Consider the following 15,451-nt stretch of genomic DNA (forward strand, 5'->3'; position numbering starts at 1 on the left):
CACGCTCCCCGAGCACCGAAGGAGTCGGCCATGTCCTCACCCATGTCCGCGAGCAACTTCCTCAAGGCCCTGAAGGACGAAGGACTCACCGTCGTCCAGGTGGGCGACTGGCGTACACACAACCGCAATCACAAGGGCCCCTGGGGGCCGGTCCACGGAGTCATGCTCCATCACACCGTCACCAGGGGCACGGCCCGCACGGTCGAGATCTGCCGGGACGGCCACGCGGGACTGCCGGGCCCCCTCTGCCACGGCGTGATCGCCAAGGACGGCCGGGTCCACCTGGTCGGCTACGGCCGCACCAACCACGCCGGACTCGGCGACGACGACGTCCTGCGCGCCGTCGTCGCCGAGAAGCGCCTGCCGTCCGACAACGAGTCGAACACGGACGGTAACCGGCACTTCTACGGATTCGAGTGCGAGAACCTCGGGGACGGGGAGGACCCCTGGCCCGCCGTCCAGCTCGAAGCCGTCGAGAAGGCGGCGGCCGCCGTCTGCCGCTTCCACGGCTGGGACGCGCCGTCGGTCATCGGGCACCGTGAGTGGCAGCCGGGGAAGGTCGACCCGCGCGGTTTCTCGATGACCGGCATGCGCAGACGGATCCACGACCGGCTGAAGTAGCGCGCCACCCGGGTACCGCCACCGGCGGGCCCGGGCCGCCGGCCCCCGCGCCGGCGGCCCGGCACACAATGAGGGCATGCACGACGAAGCGCCCGACCTCGCCCGGCTGCGGCCGGTGATCCCTTCGCCCCTGCGGCCGGCCGAGGACGAGCGCTTCGCACGCCACGGCGTGACCTTGCTCCTCAAGCGCGACGACCTGATCCATCCGGACCTGCCGGGCAACAAGTGGCGCAAGCTCGCCCTCAACCTCCGGGCCGCCGCCGGGCGCACCGTGCTGACCTTCGGCGGGGCCTACTCGAACCACCTGCGGGCCACGGCCGCCGCCGGCCGTCTGCTGGGTTTCCCGACGGTCGGCGTCGTACGCGGCGACGAGCTGGCCCACCGCCCGCTCAACCCCTCCCTCGCGCAGTGCGCGGCCGACGGCATGCGTCTGCACTTCGTGGACCGGGCGACGTACCGCCGGAAGACCTCTCCCGAGGTCCTGGACGGCCTGCTGAGCCTCTTCAGCGCCTGTCTGGTCCTCCCGGAGGGCGGCAGCAACGCGCTCGCCGCACAGGGCTGCGCAGCCCTCGGCCGCGAACTGCGTGGCCCGGCCGGCACGGTGGCGGTGGCCTGCGGCACCGGGGGCACTCTCGCGGGTCTGGCGGCGGGTCTCGGTCCGGAGCAGCGCGCCCTGGGCATTCCGGTGCTGCGCGGCGGCTTCCTGGGGGACACCGTGCGCGCCCTGCAGCAGGAGGCGTTCGGCGGGCCCGCCGGGCGGTGGTCCCTGGACGAACGCTTCCACTTCGGCGGCTACGCCCGCACGCCCCCCGAGCTCCACTCCTTCGCGGACGACTTCGAGGACCGGCACGGCCTTCCCGTCGAGCGGCTCTACGTGGCCAAACTCCTGTACGGGCTGACCGTGCTCGCCGGGGAGGGCGCGTTCGCCCCCGGGTCCACGGTCACCGCGGTCGTCACCGGCGCCCCCTGGGACGGCCGGCCACGGGGTCACGCGCCGTCCGACTCCCGGTAGGCGGCGGCCTCCTCCAGATCCAGCCTCCTGAGAAGGGCGCGCAGCATCTCGTCGTCGATGCGCCGGGCGTCCCTCAGGCGTACGAAGACCTCGCGCTCGGCGGCGATCATCTCCCTGGCCAGCCGCCGGTAGGTGTCGTCGGCGGACTCGCCGGAGACCGGATTCGCCGCGCCCAGCCGCTCCCAGACCGCGTTGCGCCGCCGCTCCATGACGGTGCGCAGCCGCTGGACGAGCGGATCCGGCAGTGCGTTGCTCGGGTTCTCCAGCAGCTCCGCGAGCCGCGCGTCCGCGGCCTCGGACGCCTCGCTCTGCGCCTGGGCCTCGGCCAGTGTCTCGGCCCGCGCGTCGCGTCCCGGGAGCTTGAGCACGCGCACCAGCAGGGGCAGCGTGAGCCCCTGGACGACCAGGGTTCCGATGACGGTGGTGAAGGTCAGGAACAGCACGAGGTTGCGGGCGGGGAAGTCCTCGCCGTCGTGCGTGGACAAGGGGATGGAGAAGGCGATGGCGAGCGAGACGACGCCTCTCATGCCGGCCCAGCTCACGATCAGGGGCGAGCTCCAGGGCAGCGGGCCCTCCCGCCGTCTGACCCGCTCGGAGAGCCACAGCGGCAGGTAGCTCGCCGGATAGACCCAGACGAAGCGCACCACGACCACTGCGACGAACACGAGCACGGCGTAGCCCAGGGCCTCGGCCACCCCGTAGGAGCCCAGCCCTCTGAGCACGAAGGGCAACTGCAGTCCGATGAGCGCGAAGACCGCGGACTCCAGGACGAAGGCGACCATCTTCCAGACCGCCGCCTCCTGGAGCCTGGTCGCGAAGTCGACCTGCCAGGAGCGGTGCCCCAGGTAGAGCGCCACGACGACGACGGCGAGCACCCCGGAGGCGTGCACGCGCTCGGCGGCGGCGTACGCCACGAAGGGGATGAGCAGGGACAGCGTGTTCTGCAGCAGCGCCTCCTTGAGGTGCGTGCGCAGCCAGTGCAGCGGCACCATCATCAGCAGGCCGACACCGACGCCGCCGACCGAGGCCAGCAGGAACTCTCCGACCCCGGCGCCCCAGCTCATGCCCTCACCGACCGCGGCGGCGAGGGCCACCTTGAAGGCGGTGATCGCGGTGGCGTCGTTCACCAGGGACTCGCCCTGGAGGATCGTGGTGACCCGGGCGGGCAGCCCGACCCTGCGGGCGATCGCGGCGGCGGTGACGGCGTCCGGCGGGGCCACCACGGCCCCGAGCACCAGGGCCGCGGTGAGCGGCAGGTCCGGCACGAGCAGGTAGGCCAGCCATCCCACGGCGAACGTGGCGAAGAGCACGTACCCCACGGACAGCAGCGCGACCGGCCGCAGATTGGCCCGCAGGTCGAGGTACGAGCTGTCGACCGAGGCGGTGTAGAGCAGCGGAGGCAGCAGCAGGGGGAGGACGACGTGCGCGTCCAGCGTGTAGCTCGGCACCCCCGGCAGGTAGGCCGCCAGCAGGCCGGCGGCCACCAGCAGCAGGGGTGCGGGCACCGGCGTCCGGCGGGCGGCCCCCGCGACCGCGGCGCTGACCGCCACGAGTGCCACCAGCGGCAATGCGTCCATCTCACCTTCCCCGCATCCGACGTAACGTGGCCATCATGAGTGAGTGCCTCCACGTTGACGAACTGCCGCGCCCCGAGCCCGCCCCGCTCAGTGACACCTGCCTGGAGTGTCTGGCGGCCGGTACGCATCCCGTGCAACTGCGGCTCTGCCTGTCCTGCGGGCACGTCGGATGCTGCGATTCCTCGCCCCTGAAGCACGCGACGGCGCACTACAAGGAGACGGGGCATCCGGTGATGCGCAGCTTCGAATGCGCGGAGAGCTGGCGCTGGTGCTTCGCCGACGGTTCGATCGTCTGACGCCTGGGTACGTCAAACCGGCGCCGGTTCTTCGTAATTGACCGCCGCAGACCTCTAGCCACTGTGCGTGGCCATGTGCCTACCATGAGTGACGGCGGGGTTGGAGCCCCGGCGACACGGCATCATGGGTCGCGATAGCGTCGCCGGACCACCGGACCGACGACGGACCGCACGGCCCCGGGCAGTCGTCCCGGAGCCTCGAACGAGTTTGTGCCACCTTGGAGGTGAGGGTGTCCCAGATCGCAGGCGAGCCCGGGAACCAGGACTTCGTTGAGGTCCGGCTGCCCGCTGCGGGTGCCTACCTGTCGGTGCTGCGTACGGCCACGGCCGGCCTCGCAGCGCGCTTGGACTTCACTCTCGACGAGATCGAGGATCTCCGTATCGCGGTCGACGAGGCCTGCGCGATCCTGCTCCAGCAGGCCGTGCCCGGCTCCGTCCTCAGCTGCGTCTTCCGCCTCGTCGGGGACTCCCTCGACGTGACGGTCTCGGCGCCCACCACGGACGGCCGCGCTCCCGAGCGCGACACCTTCGCCTGGACGGTGCTCTCCGCGCTGGCCGGCAAGGTCGACTCCACGGTCGCGGACGACCGTACGGTCAGCATCAGCCTCTACAAACAGCGCGGCGCGGGACCCGGGCCGGCGTGAGCGACGGGAACGGGGACGGTCCTGTGCGGGACGAGACGATCCGGTCCGGAGCGGTGCGCCCGGCCGCCCTGCCGGAACAGCAGGCCCGGCCGCACCCGGAGGACGGGGCGGACGGCACGGACGGCGTGCGGAGCGGTCCGGTCGCGGTGGAGCAGTCGCAGGCGGAGCGGGCGGGCCAGATGAGCGAGCACAGGCAGCACGATCCACACGACCGCAGCGGGGCGCGGGCACTCTTCGTGGAGCTGCGGGAGCTTCCCGACGGCTCTCCGGAGAAGGCCGAGCTGCGCAATCGGCTGGTGCGGATGCACCTGCCGCTGGTGGAGCACCTGGCGCGCCGGTTCCGCAATCGCGGCGAGCCGCTGGACGACCTGACCCAGGTCGCCACGATCGGCCTGATCAAATCAGTGGACCGGTTCGATCCGGACCGGGGCGTCGAGTTCTCGACGTACGCGACCCCCACGGTCGTCGGCGAGATCAAGCGCCACTTCCGGGACAAGGGCTGGGCGGTGCGGGTCCCGCGCCGCCTCCAGGAGCTGCGGCTGTCGCTGACCACCGCCACCGCGGAGCTCTCCCAGCAGCACGGCCGCTCGCCCACGGTGCACGAACTGGCCGAGCGTCTGGGCATCTCCGAGGAGGAGGTCCTGGAGGGGCTGGAATCGGCCAATGCCTACAGCACGCTCTCCCTGGACGTGCCGGACACGGACGACGAGTCGCCGGCGGTCGCGGACACCCTGGGCTCGGAGGACGAGGCCCTGGAGGGCGTGGAGTACCGGGAGTCGCTCAAGCCGCTGCTGGAGGACCTCCCGCCGCGTGAGAAGCGCATCCTGCTGCTGCGTTTCTTCGGCAACATGACCCAGTCGCAGATCGCACAGGAGGTCGGCATCTCCCAGATGCACGTCTCCCGGCTGCTGGCCCGCACGCTCGCGCAGCTGCGCGAGCGGCTGCTCGTCGAGGAGTAGCGGGCGGGCCCCCTACCGGGCCGGGTCAGGCATCCGGGGTCGTACGCGGCCCGCGGATGCCCAGTTCCCGGGTGGTCGCCGGGTTGAACAGCAGCACGAGCGCCGTCACCGCGACCGCGGCGAGCACGATGCCCGCGGGGATCATGGCGCCCTGGGCCCGCAGGAGCGTCCAGGCCACGGGCATCGCCATGAGCTGCGTGATGAGCGCGGGGCCCCGGCTCCAGCTGCGCCGCAGCAGCAGCCCACGGGCGGCGAACAGCGGGATCAGGCCGAGTGCCACCAGCGTGAGCCCGCCCATCTCCGCCTGCTGGATGCTGTCGGGCCGGCCGAACAGCCCGACGGCCAGCATGTAGATCCCGCCGACGGCGAGCGCCGCGCCTTCGAGGGCGGTGAGTGCGGCCAGGGCGGCGATCCGGCCCGGCTTCCCGGAGCCGGCCGCCGGCGACGGGGAGGGCGTGTTCTGCTGAGTGCTCACGCCTTTCAGATTCGCATCCCGGCCCGCCGGACGCGAAGCCGGGGCCCAGGGGGCCACCGGATCCGGCGGCCCGGCGCGCGAGCGGCCGGCCCGCTCACTCTCCGTGCACGCGCGCGAACGGGCCGGGCGGAACTTCAGGGCGGCACGGCGCGGTAGGTACCCTGGCGGGCATGCGCGCACTTCTCGTGGTCAACCCAGCTGCCACCACTACCAGTGCGCGGACCCGTGACGTGCTGATTCACGCCCTGGCGAGCGAGATGAAGATCGAGGCCGTGACCACGGAGTACCGCGGCCACGCCCGTGACCTGGGACGGCGGGCCGCCGACTCCGACGACATCGATCTGGTGGTCGCCCTCGGCGGTGACGGCACGGTCAACGAGGTGGTCAACGGGCTGCTGCACCGGGGCCCCGACCCCGAGGGCCTGCCGAGCCTCGCCGTGGTCCCCGGCGGCTCCACCAACGTCTTCGCCCGGGCCCTGGGCATCCCCAACGACGCCGTGGAGGCGACGGGCGCCATCCTGGACGCGCTGGCCGACCGCAGCGAGCGCACGGTGGGTCTCGGCCTCGCGACCGGGACCCCGGGCACGGCGGACGAAGCCGTACCGGAACGCTGGTTCACCTTCTGTGCCGGGCTCGGATTCGACGCCGGCGTCCTCGGCCGGGTGGAACAGAAGCGCGAGCGCGGCAAGCGTTCGACCCACCCGCTGTACGTGCGTCAGGTCATACGGCAGTTCCTGGAGGAGCCGCACCGCCGCAACGGCCTGATCACCTTGGACGTCCCCGGCCAGGAGCCGGTCACGGACCTCGCGCTCTCCATCATCTGCAACACCGCGCCCTGGACCTACCTGGGAAATCGCCCGATGTACGCCGCTCCCAAGGCGTCCTTCGACACCGGCCTGGACGTCCTCGGACTGAAGCGCCTCACCACCGCCGCGGTGGCCCGGTACGCCACTCAGCTGCTCACTTCGAGCCCGGAAAGGGGCCCGCACGGCAAGCACGCCGTGTCCCTCCACGACCTCACGGACTTCACCTTGCATTCCAAGGCGCCGCTGCCCTTCCAGATGGACGGCGACCACCTGGGACTGCGTAGGAGCGTGACGTTCACAGGCGTACGCCGTGCACTGCGTGTGATTGTGTGAGTGGAAGGGGCCAAAGTCCTTTGACTCGAACGTTTGGGCTGGCCCCCACCCCTTAGAAGTACGGCTGTGACCTAGTCGACACCGAGGAATCAAAAAAAACTTTCCAGAAGGGGTTGTATCCGCCGCCGAGGTTTGCGAATCTCTACATGGCGATCGGGACGGCCCGCAACATCGGCCTCTGAGAGCCAGAACCCCTCCTCACCACAACAGGACCACATCCAGCTCTTCTGGGCGTCGGACCTTCGTCTGCGGGGGGATTCGTGAAAGCGTTCACATTCACAAGCACCAGCATGTAATACCAAGGAGAGGTAGCAGCCATGGACTGGCGTCACAACGCCGTTTGTCGTGAGGAAGACCCCGAGCTGTTCTTCCCCATCGGCAACACCGGTCCTGCGCTGCTGCAGATCGAGGAAGCCAAGGCCGTCTGCCGTCGCTGCCCCGTCATGGAGCAGTGCCTGCAGTGGGCGCTCGAGTCCGGCCAGGACTCCGGCGTCTGGGGTGGCCTCAGCGAGGACGAGCGCCGCGCAATGAAGCGCCGCGCCGCTCGCAACCGGGCGCGTAACGCCAGCGCCTGACCGACGCCCCCGCACAACGAGCCCCAGCCAGGCGGCGCGTACAGAGCGTACGCACAGCCCCGCCTTCGAGTCGCAGCGCGCAGTACCCCCGAAGCGCATCGCACCGTGAGCACCACGCAGTGGGCCCGGACCGTCACCACGGTCCGGGCCCACTGCTGTGTGCGGAGTTCCGTCACTGGTCCTTGCGGGACGGAGCGTTCCGGACGGGGATGTCGAGCACCACCTGGGTACCGCGAACCGGTCCCGGAACCATCCCGAAGGTGCCGCCGAGCTCGCCCTCCACCAGCGTCCGCACGATCTGGAGACCCAGATTGCCCGCCCGCTGCGGGTCGAACCCCTCGGGCAGTCCCCGGCCGTCGTCCGTCACGGTGATCAGCAGCCGGGCCTCGGCCGGCGATCCGCCGCGCACCGCGGACACCTCCACCGTGCCGCGCTCGGCGACGGTGAACGCGTGCTCCAGCGCGTTCTGCAGTACCTCGGTGAGCACCATCGAGAGCGGAGTGGCCACCTCCGCGTCGAGGATGCCGAAGCGGCCCGTGCGGCGGCAGGTGACCTTCCCGGGCGAGATCTCGGCGACCATCGCGATCACCCGGTCGGCGATCTCGTCGAACTCGACCCGCTCGTCCAGATTCTGGGACAGCGTCTCATGCACGATGGCGATCGAACCCACGCGCCGCACCGCCTCGTTGAGCGCCTCGCGGCCCCGCTCCGACTCCATCCGGCGCGCCTGGAGCCGCAACAGGGCCGCCACCGTCTGGAGGTTGTTCTTCACCCGGTGGTGGATCTCCCGGATGGTGGCATCCTTGGTGATCAACTCCCTTTCACGGCGACGCAGTTCCGTGACGTCCCGGAGCAGGACCAGCGAGCCGATGCGCACGCCCTTGGGGGAGAGGGGGATCGCGCGCAGCTGGATGACTCCCCCGGCACCCTCGACCTCGAACTCCCTCGGCGCGTACCCGCTCGCCACCTTGACCAGCGCCTCGTCCACCGGACCGCGGGAGGGGGCGAGTTCGGCGGTCGTCGCGCCGAGGTTGTGGCCGACGAGGTCCGACGCGAGGCCGAGCCGGTGGTAGGCGGAGAGGCCGTTGGGACTGGCGTACTGCACGATGCCGTCGGCGTCGAGCCTGATCAGCCCGTCGCCCACCCGTGGGGACACGTCCATGTCCACCTGCTGGCCGGGGAACGGGAAGGAGCCGGCGGCGATCATCTGGGCCAGGTCGGACGCGGACTGGAGGTAGGTGAGCTCCAGCCTGGACGGCGTGCGCACCGTGAGCAGGTTGGTGTTGCGGCCGATGACCCCGAGCACCCGGCCCTCCCGCCGTACGGGGATCGACTCGACCCGTACGGGCACCTCCTCCCGCCACTCAGGGTCGCCCTCGCGCACGATGCGGCCCTCGTCCAGGGCGGCGTCGAGCAGCGGGCGGCGGCCCCGCGGCACCAGATGGCCGACCATGTCGTCCTGGTAGGAGGTGGGGCCCGTGTTGGGCCGCATCTGCGCGACGGACACGTAGCGGGTCCCGTCGCGGGTGGGCACCCACAGGACGAGGTCGGCGAAGGACAGATCGGAGAGCAGCTGCCACTCCGAGACCAGCAGGTGGAGCCACTCGAGGTCGGTGTCACTCAGGGCTGTGTGCTGGCGGACCAGATCGTTCATGGAGGGCACAGGTGCGAGCGTACCCGCGGAATCGAGGAGGTTCCGAACCGATCGGCCCTCCGATGCGTGACACTGTGGGAGGGGCGCACCGCGGCAGGAAAGTCCGCGCCCGCGGATGGACACGGCCTATTGGTCTAGTCCACAATGCACCATGTACGGACGCCACACCCAGGACGCGTCCCGTGCACGACTGACCTCCGTTCTCCCCGCACAGGAGAACGGACCGAGGTGTCCGGCGCTCTCTGCCCTGACTGCGCCGGCGCCTCACATGGCCGGAGGCACCGCACACCGCCGGCCAGGAAGCTCCGGGCTGCGGTGCCGGACGGGCTGAGGGTCCCGTCCCGGCGCCGCGGCCCGCGGGTGTTTCCGGGCCCTTTCCACCCTGCACCTCCGCACGTTTCCGCGCCCACCCGGTTCCGCCCGCGCGCGTCTCCGCGCCCCGGCTACCTCCGCAGGCGTGTCCGGAGCCTCCCCCACTGCGCCCCGCGCGCGATTCCGGGCCCGTCACACCCCTCGGCCCGCACGCGCCCACCGGGCTCCACCCGCCGCCGGCGCGGCCGTCCGCCGACAGAGCGACAACCAGCGACGAACAGACGAACGGTTCACCTTCGAGCCGCCCCGTTCTGCTAGATTGGGCACTTAGATTGGTCTATACCACCAGCCACTCTTCAGATCGGCAGGCACAGCGTGGAAGTTGTCATCGTCCCGGACGCCTCGGCAGGCGGAGAACTCATCGCGGAGGCCGTCGCGGCCCTGCTGAGCCGCAAGCCCGACGCCCTGCTCGGCGTTGCCACCGGCTCGACCCCGCTGCCCGTCTACAAGGCCCTCGCGGCGAAGGTCCGCTCGGGCGCCGTGGACGCCTCGAACGCCCGGATCTGCCAGCTCGACGAGTACGTCGGGCTGCCCGCCGGCCACCCCGAGTCCTACCGCTCGGTCGTGCTGCGCGAGGTCGTCGAGCCGCTCGGCCTGTCCGAGAAGTCCTTCATGGGACCGGACGGCACGGCCGAGGACGTGCAGGCCGCGTGCGAGGCGTACGACAAGGCGCTCGCCGAGGCGGGCGGGGTCGACCTCCAGCTCCTGGGTATCGGCACCGACGGGCACATCGGCTTCAACGAGCCGTGCTCCTCGCTCGCCTCGCGCACCCGCATCAAGACGCTGACCGAGCAGACCCGGATCGACAACGCGCGCTTCTTCGACGACGACATCGAGCAGGTGCCGCGCCACGTCATCACCCAGGGCATCGGGACCATCCTGGAGGCCCGCCACCCGATCCTGCTGGCCACCGGTGAGGGCAAGGCCGAGGCCGTGGCCCGTACCGTCGAGGGCCCGGTGGCCTCCGTCGTCCCGGCATCCGCGCTCCAGCTGCACCCGCACGCGACCGTGGTGGTCGACGAGGCGGCGGCGTCGAAGCTGAAGCTGGCGGACTACTTCCGCGCCACCTACGCGGCGAAGCCGCCGTGGCAGGGCCTGTAGGGCTCCTCGTACGCGTGAGGGCCGGGTCACCGCACGGTGACCCGGCCCTCGTTCGTCGTCGCGTCGCCCCGGACTCAGGGGGCCGTGCCGGTGAGGGTCTCCGCCGCCGCGATCCCGCAGACGCGTGCCGCGCCGTGCGTGGCGATGTGCCACGCACCCCGCGGAAGGGCCGCGGGCAGGCCCATCTCGACCACGACCGTGGCCGGCCGCGCCGCTACCAGGGCGTCCACGGCCGCGCCCATCCACGGGTGCCGGTGGGCGTCGCGGACGACCGCGACGATGCGCCGCTCCCCCGCCGCCTCCAGCACCTCGTCCGCGGGGGACGCGCTGTCGCTGCCATAGGTGTCCGCCACGGTGCCGGGCAGGATCCGGGACAGCTCCGCGGCGACGCCCCACGGGGTCTCGGCGCCGACGGCGATGTTGGCGACCGGGGTGAAGGCCGCGACATAGGCCGGGTCCCGCAGCGGCGCGCCGGAGCCCGTGACCGTCACGGCCCTGCGGGCGGCGATCAGCCCGATGTCGGCTCCGGCGCCGGGCGCGGTCCCCTCCTGCATGTCCGCGCCCGGCTCCGGGGCAGCCCCCCTGGCCCGCAGCGTCCATGACGCGAGGGCCCGTACACGTGCGGCGGCGTCGGCCAGCCGCTCCTCCGGCAGTTCGCCGGTACGCACCGCCGTCACCAGCGCGTCGCGCAGTCGCAGCACGGTGTCCTCGTCGGCCAGCCCGCCGCCGACGCAGATCGCGTCGGCGCCCGCGGCTATCGCGAGGACCGATCCGCGCTCGATGCCGTACGTGCCGGCGATGGCGTCCATCTCCATGCCGTCGGTGACGATCAGCCCGTCGTAGCCCAGCTCCTGACGGAGCAGACCGGTGAGGATGCGAGGGCTCAGGGTCGCGGGCCGGGAGGGGTCGAGTGCGGGTAGCAGGATATGTGCACTCATCACGGATTTGGAACCCGCTGCGATGGCGGCCCGGAAAGGCACCAGCTCACGGGCGTGCAGGGTGTCCGAATCCACATCGATGCGCGGCAGCGCGTGGTGCGAGTCGACCGCCGTGTCGCCGTGGCCCGGGAAGTGCTTGGTGCACGCGGCGACACCGGCGGCCTGGAGGCCCTCGACGTACGCGGCGGTGTGGCGGGCCACGAGGGCGGGATCGGCGCCGAAGGAGCGTACGCCGATGACCGGGTTGCCGGGATCGGAGTTGACGTCCGCGGACGGCGCCCAGTTGAGGTTGACCCCGCACTCGGCGAGTCGGCGGCCGAGCTCCCGGGCGACGGCCCTGGTCAGGTCCACGTCGTCGACGGAGCCCAGGGCGAGGTTGCCGGGGAAGGAGGAGCCGTTGCGCACCTCCAGCCGGGTGACGTCACCGCCCTCCTCGTCGATCGCGACGAGGACGTCGTCGCGCTCGGCCCGCAGCCGGGCGGTGAGCGCGGCGAGCTGTTCGGGCGAGTGGATGTTCCGGCCGAACAGCCCGACGGAGGCGAGGCCTTCGCCGACCCTGCGCAGCAGCCAGTCCGGCGCCGTGGTGCCGGTGAATCCCGGCTGGAGGACGGCGAGGGCGTCGCGGGTGACGGTGTCCGTGGTGGAAACGAGTGTGGTCATGGGGCTGCGTTATCCCTTCACGGCGCCGGAGGTGAGCCCCGTAGCCATCTTCCCCTGAATGATCATGAAGAAGATGACGACCGGGATGGAGATGAGCGTGGAGGCCGCCATCAGCGCGCCGTAGTCCGTACCGCGTTCCGTCGTGAACGTCATCAGCCACACGTTGAGCGTGTACTTGGAGTTGTCGTTGATCAGGATGTAGGCGAAGAGGTACTCGTTCCAGGCGTTGACCAGGGCGAAGATGGACGCGGCCGCGAGCCCCGGCGCCAGCAGCGGGAAGATGACCCGGCGGAAGGCCCCCATGCGGGTGCAGCCGTCCACCATCGCGGACTCCTCTAGCTCCACGGGGATGTTGATCACGAAGCCGCGGATCATGATCGTCGCGAAGGGCAGCGTCGAGACCAGGTAGACGACGATGAGTCCCCAGTACTCGTCGATGCCTCCCATCGCGTTGAGCTGGAGGTAGATCGGGATCAGCATCGCGGTCGGCGGCAGCATCTGGACCAGGATCATGATCATCATCAGCGCCTTCCGCCCGAAGAAGCGGAAGCGGCCGATGGCGAGCGCCGCGAGGGTCGCGATGATCATGCCGCCGACGACGGCGGTGACCGAGACGATGAGGCTCGACTGGATCGCCGTGGCGAAGTTGTCCTGCTTCACCGCACGCGCGAAGTTGTCGAAGGTCAGGGAGGACGGCCACAGGGTCTGGTCGTAGGACCGGATCTCGTGGTTCGGACGCAGCGAGCTGACGATCAGCCAGTAGACCGGGAAGGCCATGACCCCGGCCGTGACCAGCGCCAGGATGTTGTAGCCGAGCCGGTTCCTCTTGCGGTCCGGCCGCAGGACCTGGGCCGGCGCGTGGTTCGTGGGCGTGGAGGCGCTCATTCGACCTCTCCCGTCTTGATCAGCTGGCGCAGGTAGTACACGGCGACGCCTGACAGCATCAGGACGGTGATCAGCGCGATCGCGCTGCCCTGGCTGAAGGAGGTGGACTCGAACGCCTTGGAGAACGAGTAGAGGCCGAGGGTCTCGTACTCGGGTTCGGGCTTGTTGCCGCGGAGCAGCCAGATCTGGCCGAACACGTTGAAGTCCCAGATGACCGAGAGCGTGGCGACCATCGTGAAGACCGGCTTGATGACCGGCCAGGTCACGTAGCGGTAGACGCCGAACGCGGTGGCTCCGTCGAGGGCCGCCGCCTCCTCCAGCTCCTTGGGGACCTGGGTGAGGGCCGCGTACATCGTGATCACGACGAACGGGATGGCGCCCCAGACGACCAGGAGCGTGATGATGCCGAAGCCCTGCCACGGGTCGAGGAACCAGTTGTGCCCCAGCCACCGGTCCTCGTTGCCGGTGATGTCGGCGAGCAAGGTGTTGATCAGGCCGTAGTCCGAGTCGGAGAGCCACCGGAAGACCGAGGCGGCGACCATGAGCGGCATGGACCACGCGGCGATCAGGGCCACCGTGAGGACGAGCCGGACCCAGGTGGAGAGTCTCAGCATCATCAGGGCGATGAGCAGCCCGAGACCCATGGTCAGCGTGACGCAGATGACCATGAAGACGATGGTCCTGCCGACGACCGCCCAGAACTCCGGGTCGCCGAGGATGTTGGTGAACTGCTCGAGGCCGACCCACGGGGTCTCGCCGTTGCCCCACAGGGCCGCCCGTCCCAGGTCCTGGAAGGACATGATCACGGTCTTGATCAGCGGGTAGACGTAGACGGCGGCGATGGCAAGGATCGCCGGCAGGATCAGGAGGTAAGGGAGGAGTTCCCCCTTCTTACGCCGCTTCTTCGGGCGGGGCCCGTCGGCTTCCTGTCCGGAGGGTGAGATCCCGGTCTTCTCCGGGACACGCGGTGCGGGGACCGGTGGACCGGCGGCCTTGGTGTCGGCAGCAGTCACGTGACTGACCTTCCATCGGGATTCCGGGGATCTGCACCCGGGAATCACGGCGTTTCTACCTGAGAAAGGGAGGCGGCGGGGGCCCGGTGTCGGCCGGACCCCCGCCTGGAGAGCCGAAGCCCGGGGACTACTTGTTGATGAGCTCGTTGATCTTGTCGTCGGCCTTCTTGGCGGCGTCGGCCACCGAGGTGCCCTTGAGGATCTCCAGGAGCATGTTCTCCAGGACCTCCTCCTTCTCGATGGAGGTCCAGCCCGGCGCGATCGGCGTGAACCAGGCGTCCGGCACGGCGTTGGCGACGGCGGCCGTCTCCGGCTTGGACTTCAGCGGCTCGAGCTGCTTCTCGTTGTTCGGGAGGATGTTCTTGGAGGTGAGCACCTCCTGCGACTTCTCACTCGTGAAGAGGGAGACCCACTCCTCGCCCAGGTCGGTGACCTTGGACTTGGCGGTCACCGCGAGGTCCGAACCACCGATGAAGGACGGAAGGGCCTTGCCGTTCGGGCCGGGCATGCCGGCCGTGCCGATCTTGCCCTCGAGCTTCGGGTTGCCGTTGTTGGCACCGTCGACGACGGAGCCGGCCTCCCAGCCGTTGCCGTAGATCAGCGAGGTCTTCTCGTTGGCCATGACGTTGGCGTGGTCCTGCTCGTCCTTCGTCTGGTCGGCCTTGTTGTACTTCTTGACCAGGTTGACGAAGTGCTCGATGCCCTTCTGGGACTCGGGGGAGGAGAGGTTGCCCTTCCACTCCTTCGCACCCTCGTCGTACTCGGCGATGGAGCCGCCGTAGCCCGCGACGTAGGACATGGCCGCGTACCAGTAACGGCCCGGCAGGTAGAGGGACGAGAAGCGCTTGTCCTTCTTGCTGTACTCGGCCGAGACCTTGTCGAGCGCGGCCAGCAGCTCGTCCTCGGTCTGCGGGAGGGCGTCGCTGCCGGTGCCCTTCTTGAGCATGTCCTTGTTGTAGATGGCGACACGGGCGCCGGCGTAGTAGGGCACGCAGAACTGCTTGCCCTCGAAGGTGCAGGTGTCCTTCAGACCCTTGATCCAGGTGTCCGAGTTGTCGTACTTCTTGGGGTCGATCTCCGCCAGCGCACCGTTGAGGATGTACTGCATCGTCTCGGTGTTGCCGAGCTCGACGACGTCCGGGAACTTGTCGCCGCCGAGGGCCGTGTCGAGCTTCTTGGCCTTGTCCGCCCACTGCTGGTACTGGACGTTGACCTTGACCTTCGGGTACTTCTTCTTGAACTGCGCGTTGACGTCCTTGACCAGTTCCGGCCAGGTGCTCTGCGCGTCGACCATGAGCCAGACCGTCAGGTTCTCGGTACGGTCCTTCGGGTCCTTCGAGGCGTTGTCACTACCGTCCCCGCCACACGCCGCGATTCCGGTCATCATCGCTGCGACGCCTACTGCCGCAATGAGCTTGCGCTTCATGCCACACCCTCCTCAGGGATACCAGCAACCCCCCGCCCACCGCGAAGACGTACGCCTGGCGCTACCTGTGGGGCTGGGACCTGGTCTTTAATGGTTTAGACCAG

15 protein-coding genes are annotated in these 15,451 nt (G+C 70.2%); 8 read left to right on the plus strand and 7 right to left on the minus strand.

Going from position 1 to position 15,451, the window contains the following annotated elements; genetic code table 11:
• The first annotated feature begins 30 nt into the window (after positions 1 to 30).
• Both ACFY8O_RS02335 and ACFY8O_RS02340 read left to right on the plus strand, forming a co-directional pair.
• A complete protein-coding gene (locus ACFY8O_RS02335; RefSeq protein ID WP_167526135.1) occupies positions 31 to 621 on the plus strand; it encodes an N-acetylmuramoyl-L-alanine amidase in 591 nt (196 codons plus the stop codon).
• Between the two features lie 76 nt (positions 622 to 697).
• Positions 698 to 1,633: a 1-aminocyclopropane-1-carboxylate deaminase/D-cysteine desulfhydrase gene (locus tag ACFY8O_RS02340; RefSeq protein ID WP_387898029.1), complete on the plus strand. Its 936-nt coding sequence runs from the start codon at positions 698 to 700 to the stop codon at positions 1,631 to 1,633.
• Here the strand turns inward: ACFY8O_RS02340 and ACFY8O_RS02345 are convergent.
• Entirely contained in the window at positions 1,609 to 3,210 is a 1,602-nt protein-coding gene (locus ACFY8O_RS02345) for a Na+/H+ antiporter (protein WP_387898031.1), read from the minus strand. The genes ACFY8O_RS02340 and ACFY8O_RS02345 overlap by 25 nt on opposite strands.
• A 35-nt stretch (positions 3,211 to 3,245) precedes the next feature.
• On the opposite strand from ACFY8O_RS02345, the gene ACFY8O_RS02350 reads away from it, so the two are divergent.
• The 3 genes from ACFY8O_RS02350 (at position 3,246) to ACFY8O_RS02360 (ending at position 5,109) form a co-directional block, all read left to right on the plus strand.
• Complete coding sequence (locus ACFY8O_RS02350; RefSeq protein ID WP_145803299.1) at positions 3,246 to 3,506, plus strand: UBP-type zinc finger domain-containing protein; 261 nt, start codon at positions 3,246 to 3,248, stop codon at positions 3,504 to 3,506.
• A gap of 230 nt (positions 3,507 to 3,736) precedes the next feature.
• Positions 3,737 to 4,150 (plus strand): anti-sigma regulatory factor, encoded by a 414-nt coding sequence (locus tag ACFY8O_RS02355; protein WP_145803301.1) that lies wholly within the window; start codon positions 3,737 to 3,739, stop codon positions 4,148 to 4,150.
• Between the two features lie 23 nt (positions 4,151 to 4,173).
• On the plus strand, positions 4,174 to 5,109 hold the full coding sequence (locus ACFY8O_RS02360) for an RNA polymerase sigma factor SigF (RefSeq protein WP_145804764.1): 936 nt from the start codon (positions 4,174 to 4,176) through the stop codon (positions 5,107 to 5,109).
• A 25-nt stretch (positions 5,110 to 5,134) separates the two neighbouring features.
• Here the strand turns inward: ACFY8O_RS02360 and ACFY8O_RS02365 are convergent, their stop codons facing one another.
• The gene (locus ACFY8O_RS02365; RefSeq protein WP_387898035.1) at positions 5,135 to 5,584 is read right to left on the minus strand and encodes a hypothetical protein; all 450 of its coding nucleotides are present in this window, start codon (positions 5,582 to 5,584) and stop codon (positions 5,135 to 5,137) included.
• Between the two features lie 170 nt (positions 5,585 to 5,754).
• On the opposite strand from ACFY8O_RS02365, the gene ACFY8O_RS02370 reads away from it, so the two are divergent.
• Positions 5,755 to 6,723 carry a diacylglycerol/lipid kinase family protein gene (locus ACFY8O_RS02370; RefSeq protein WP_387898037.1) on the plus strand — a complete coding sequence of 323 codons (969 nt, stop codon included), beginning with the start codon at positions 5,755 to 5,757 and terminating at the stop codon, positions 6,721 to 6,723.
• Positions 6,724 to 7,040: 317 nt separating this feature from the next.
• Complete coding sequence (locus tag ACFY8O_RS02375) at positions 7,041 to 7,298, plus strand: WhiB family transcriptional regulator (RefSeq protein ID WP_003953983.1); 258 nt, start codon at positions 7,041 to 7,043, stop codon at positions 7,296 to 7,298.
• A 172-nt stretch (positions 7,299 to 7,470) separates the two neighbouring features.
• Here the strand turns inward: ACFY8O_RS02375 and ACFY8O_RS02380 are convergent, their stop codons facing one another.
• A complete protein-coding gene (locus ACFY8O_RS02380) occupies positions 7,471 to 8,952 on the minus strand; it encodes a sensor histidine kinase (protein WP_145804768.1) in 1,482 nt (493 codons plus the stop codon).
• 687 nt (positions 8,953 to 9,639) lie between these two features.
• On the opposite strand from ACFY8O_RS02380, the gene nagB reads away from it, so the two are divergent.
• The gene (gene nagB / locus ACFY8O_RS02385; RefSeq protein WP_145803305.1) at positions 9,640 to 10,425 is read left to right on the plus strand and encodes a glucosamine-6-phosphate deaminase; all 786 of its coding nucleotides are present in this window, start codon (positions 9,640 to 9,642) and stop codon (positions 10,423 to 10,425) included.
• 74 nt (positions 10,426 to 10,499) lie between these two features.
• Here nagB and ACFY8O_RS02390 read toward each other — a convergent pair whose 3' ends face one another.
• From ACFY8O_RS02390 to ACFY8O_RS02405, 4 genes are all read right to left on the minus strand, one after another.
• On the minus strand, positions 10,500 to 12,023 hold the full coding sequence (locus ACFY8O_RS02390; RefSeq protein WP_387898042.1) for a glycoside hydrolase family 3 protein: 1,524 nt from the start codon (positions 12,021 to 12,023) through the stop codon (positions 10,500 to 10,502).
• Between the two features lie 9 nt (positions 12,024 to 12,032).
• Positions 12,033 to 12,908 (minus strand): carbohydrate ABC transporter permease, encoded by an 876-nt coding sequence (locus ACFY8O_RS02395; RefSeq protein ID WP_145803309.1) that lies wholly within the window; start codon positions 12,906 to 12,908, stop codon positions 12,033 to 12,035.
• On the minus strand, positions 12,905 to 13,921 hold the full coding sequence (locus ACFY8O_RS02400; RefSeq protein ID WP_145803311.1) for a carbohydrate ABC transporter permease: 1,017 nt from the start codon (positions 13,919 to 13,921) through the stop codon (positions 12,905 to 12,907). The genes ACFY8O_RS02395 and ACFY8O_RS02400 overlap by 4 nt, the downstream gene beginning before the upstream one ends.
• A gap of 127 nt (positions 13,922 to 14,048) precedes the next feature.
• The gene (locus ACFY8O_RS02405; protein WP_387898046.1) at positions 14,049 to 15,347 is read right to left on the minus strand and encodes a sugar ABC transporter substrate-binding protein; all 1,299 of its coding nucleotides are present in this window, start codon (positions 15,345 to 15,347) and stop codon (positions 14,049 to 14,051) included.
• Between the last annotated feature and the right edge of the window lie 104 nt (positions 15,348 to 15,451).

The organism is Streptomyces argenteolus (assembly GCF_042902585.1).
GTDB lineage: Bacteria > Actinomycetota > Actinomycetes > Streptomycetales > Streptomycetaceae > Streptomyces > Streptomyces argenteolus.

Coding starts and splice junctions, on each gene's coding strand:
- ACFY8O_RS02390 (WP_387898042.1), bottom strand. CDS start 12,023: ATGACCACACTCGTTTCCACCACGGACACCGTCACCCGCGACGCCCTC.
- ACFY8O_RS02340 (WP_387898029.1), top strand. CDS start 698: ATGCACGACGAAGCGCCCGACCTCGCCCGGCTGCGGCCGGTGATCCCT.
- ACFY8O_RS02405 (WP_387898046.1), bottom strand. CDS start 15,347: ATGAAGCGCAAGCTCATTGCGGCAGTAGGCGTCGCAGCGATGATGACC.
- ACFY8O_RS02350 (WP_145803299.1), top strand. CDS start 3,246: ATGAGTGAGTGCCTCCACGTTGACGAACTGCCGCGCCCCGAGCCCGCC.
- ACFY8O_RS02375 (WP_003953983.1), top strand. CDS start 7,041: ATGGACTGGCGTCACAACGCCGTTTGTCGTGAGGAAGACCCCGAGCTG.
- ACFY8O_RS02370 (WP_387898037.1), top strand. CDS start 5,755: ATGCGCGCACTTCTCGTGGTCAACCCAGCTGCCACCACTACCAGTGCG.
- ACFY8O_RS02380 (WP_145804768.1), bottom strand. CDS start 8,952: ATGAACGATCTGGTCCGCCAGCACACAGCCCTGAGTGACACCGACCTC.
- ACFY8O_RS02395 (WP_145803309.1), bottom strand. CDS start 12,908: ATGAGCGCCTCCACGCCCACGAACCACGCGCCGGCCCAGGTCCTGCGG.
- ACFY8O_RS02335 (WP_167526135.1), top strand. CDS start 31: ATGTCCTCACCCATGTCCGCGAGCAACTTCCTCAAGGCCCTGAAGGAC.
- ACFY8O_RS02345 (WP_387898031.1), bottom strand. CDS start 3,210: ATGGACGCATTGCCGCTGGTGGCACTCGTGGCGGTCAGCGCCGCGGTC.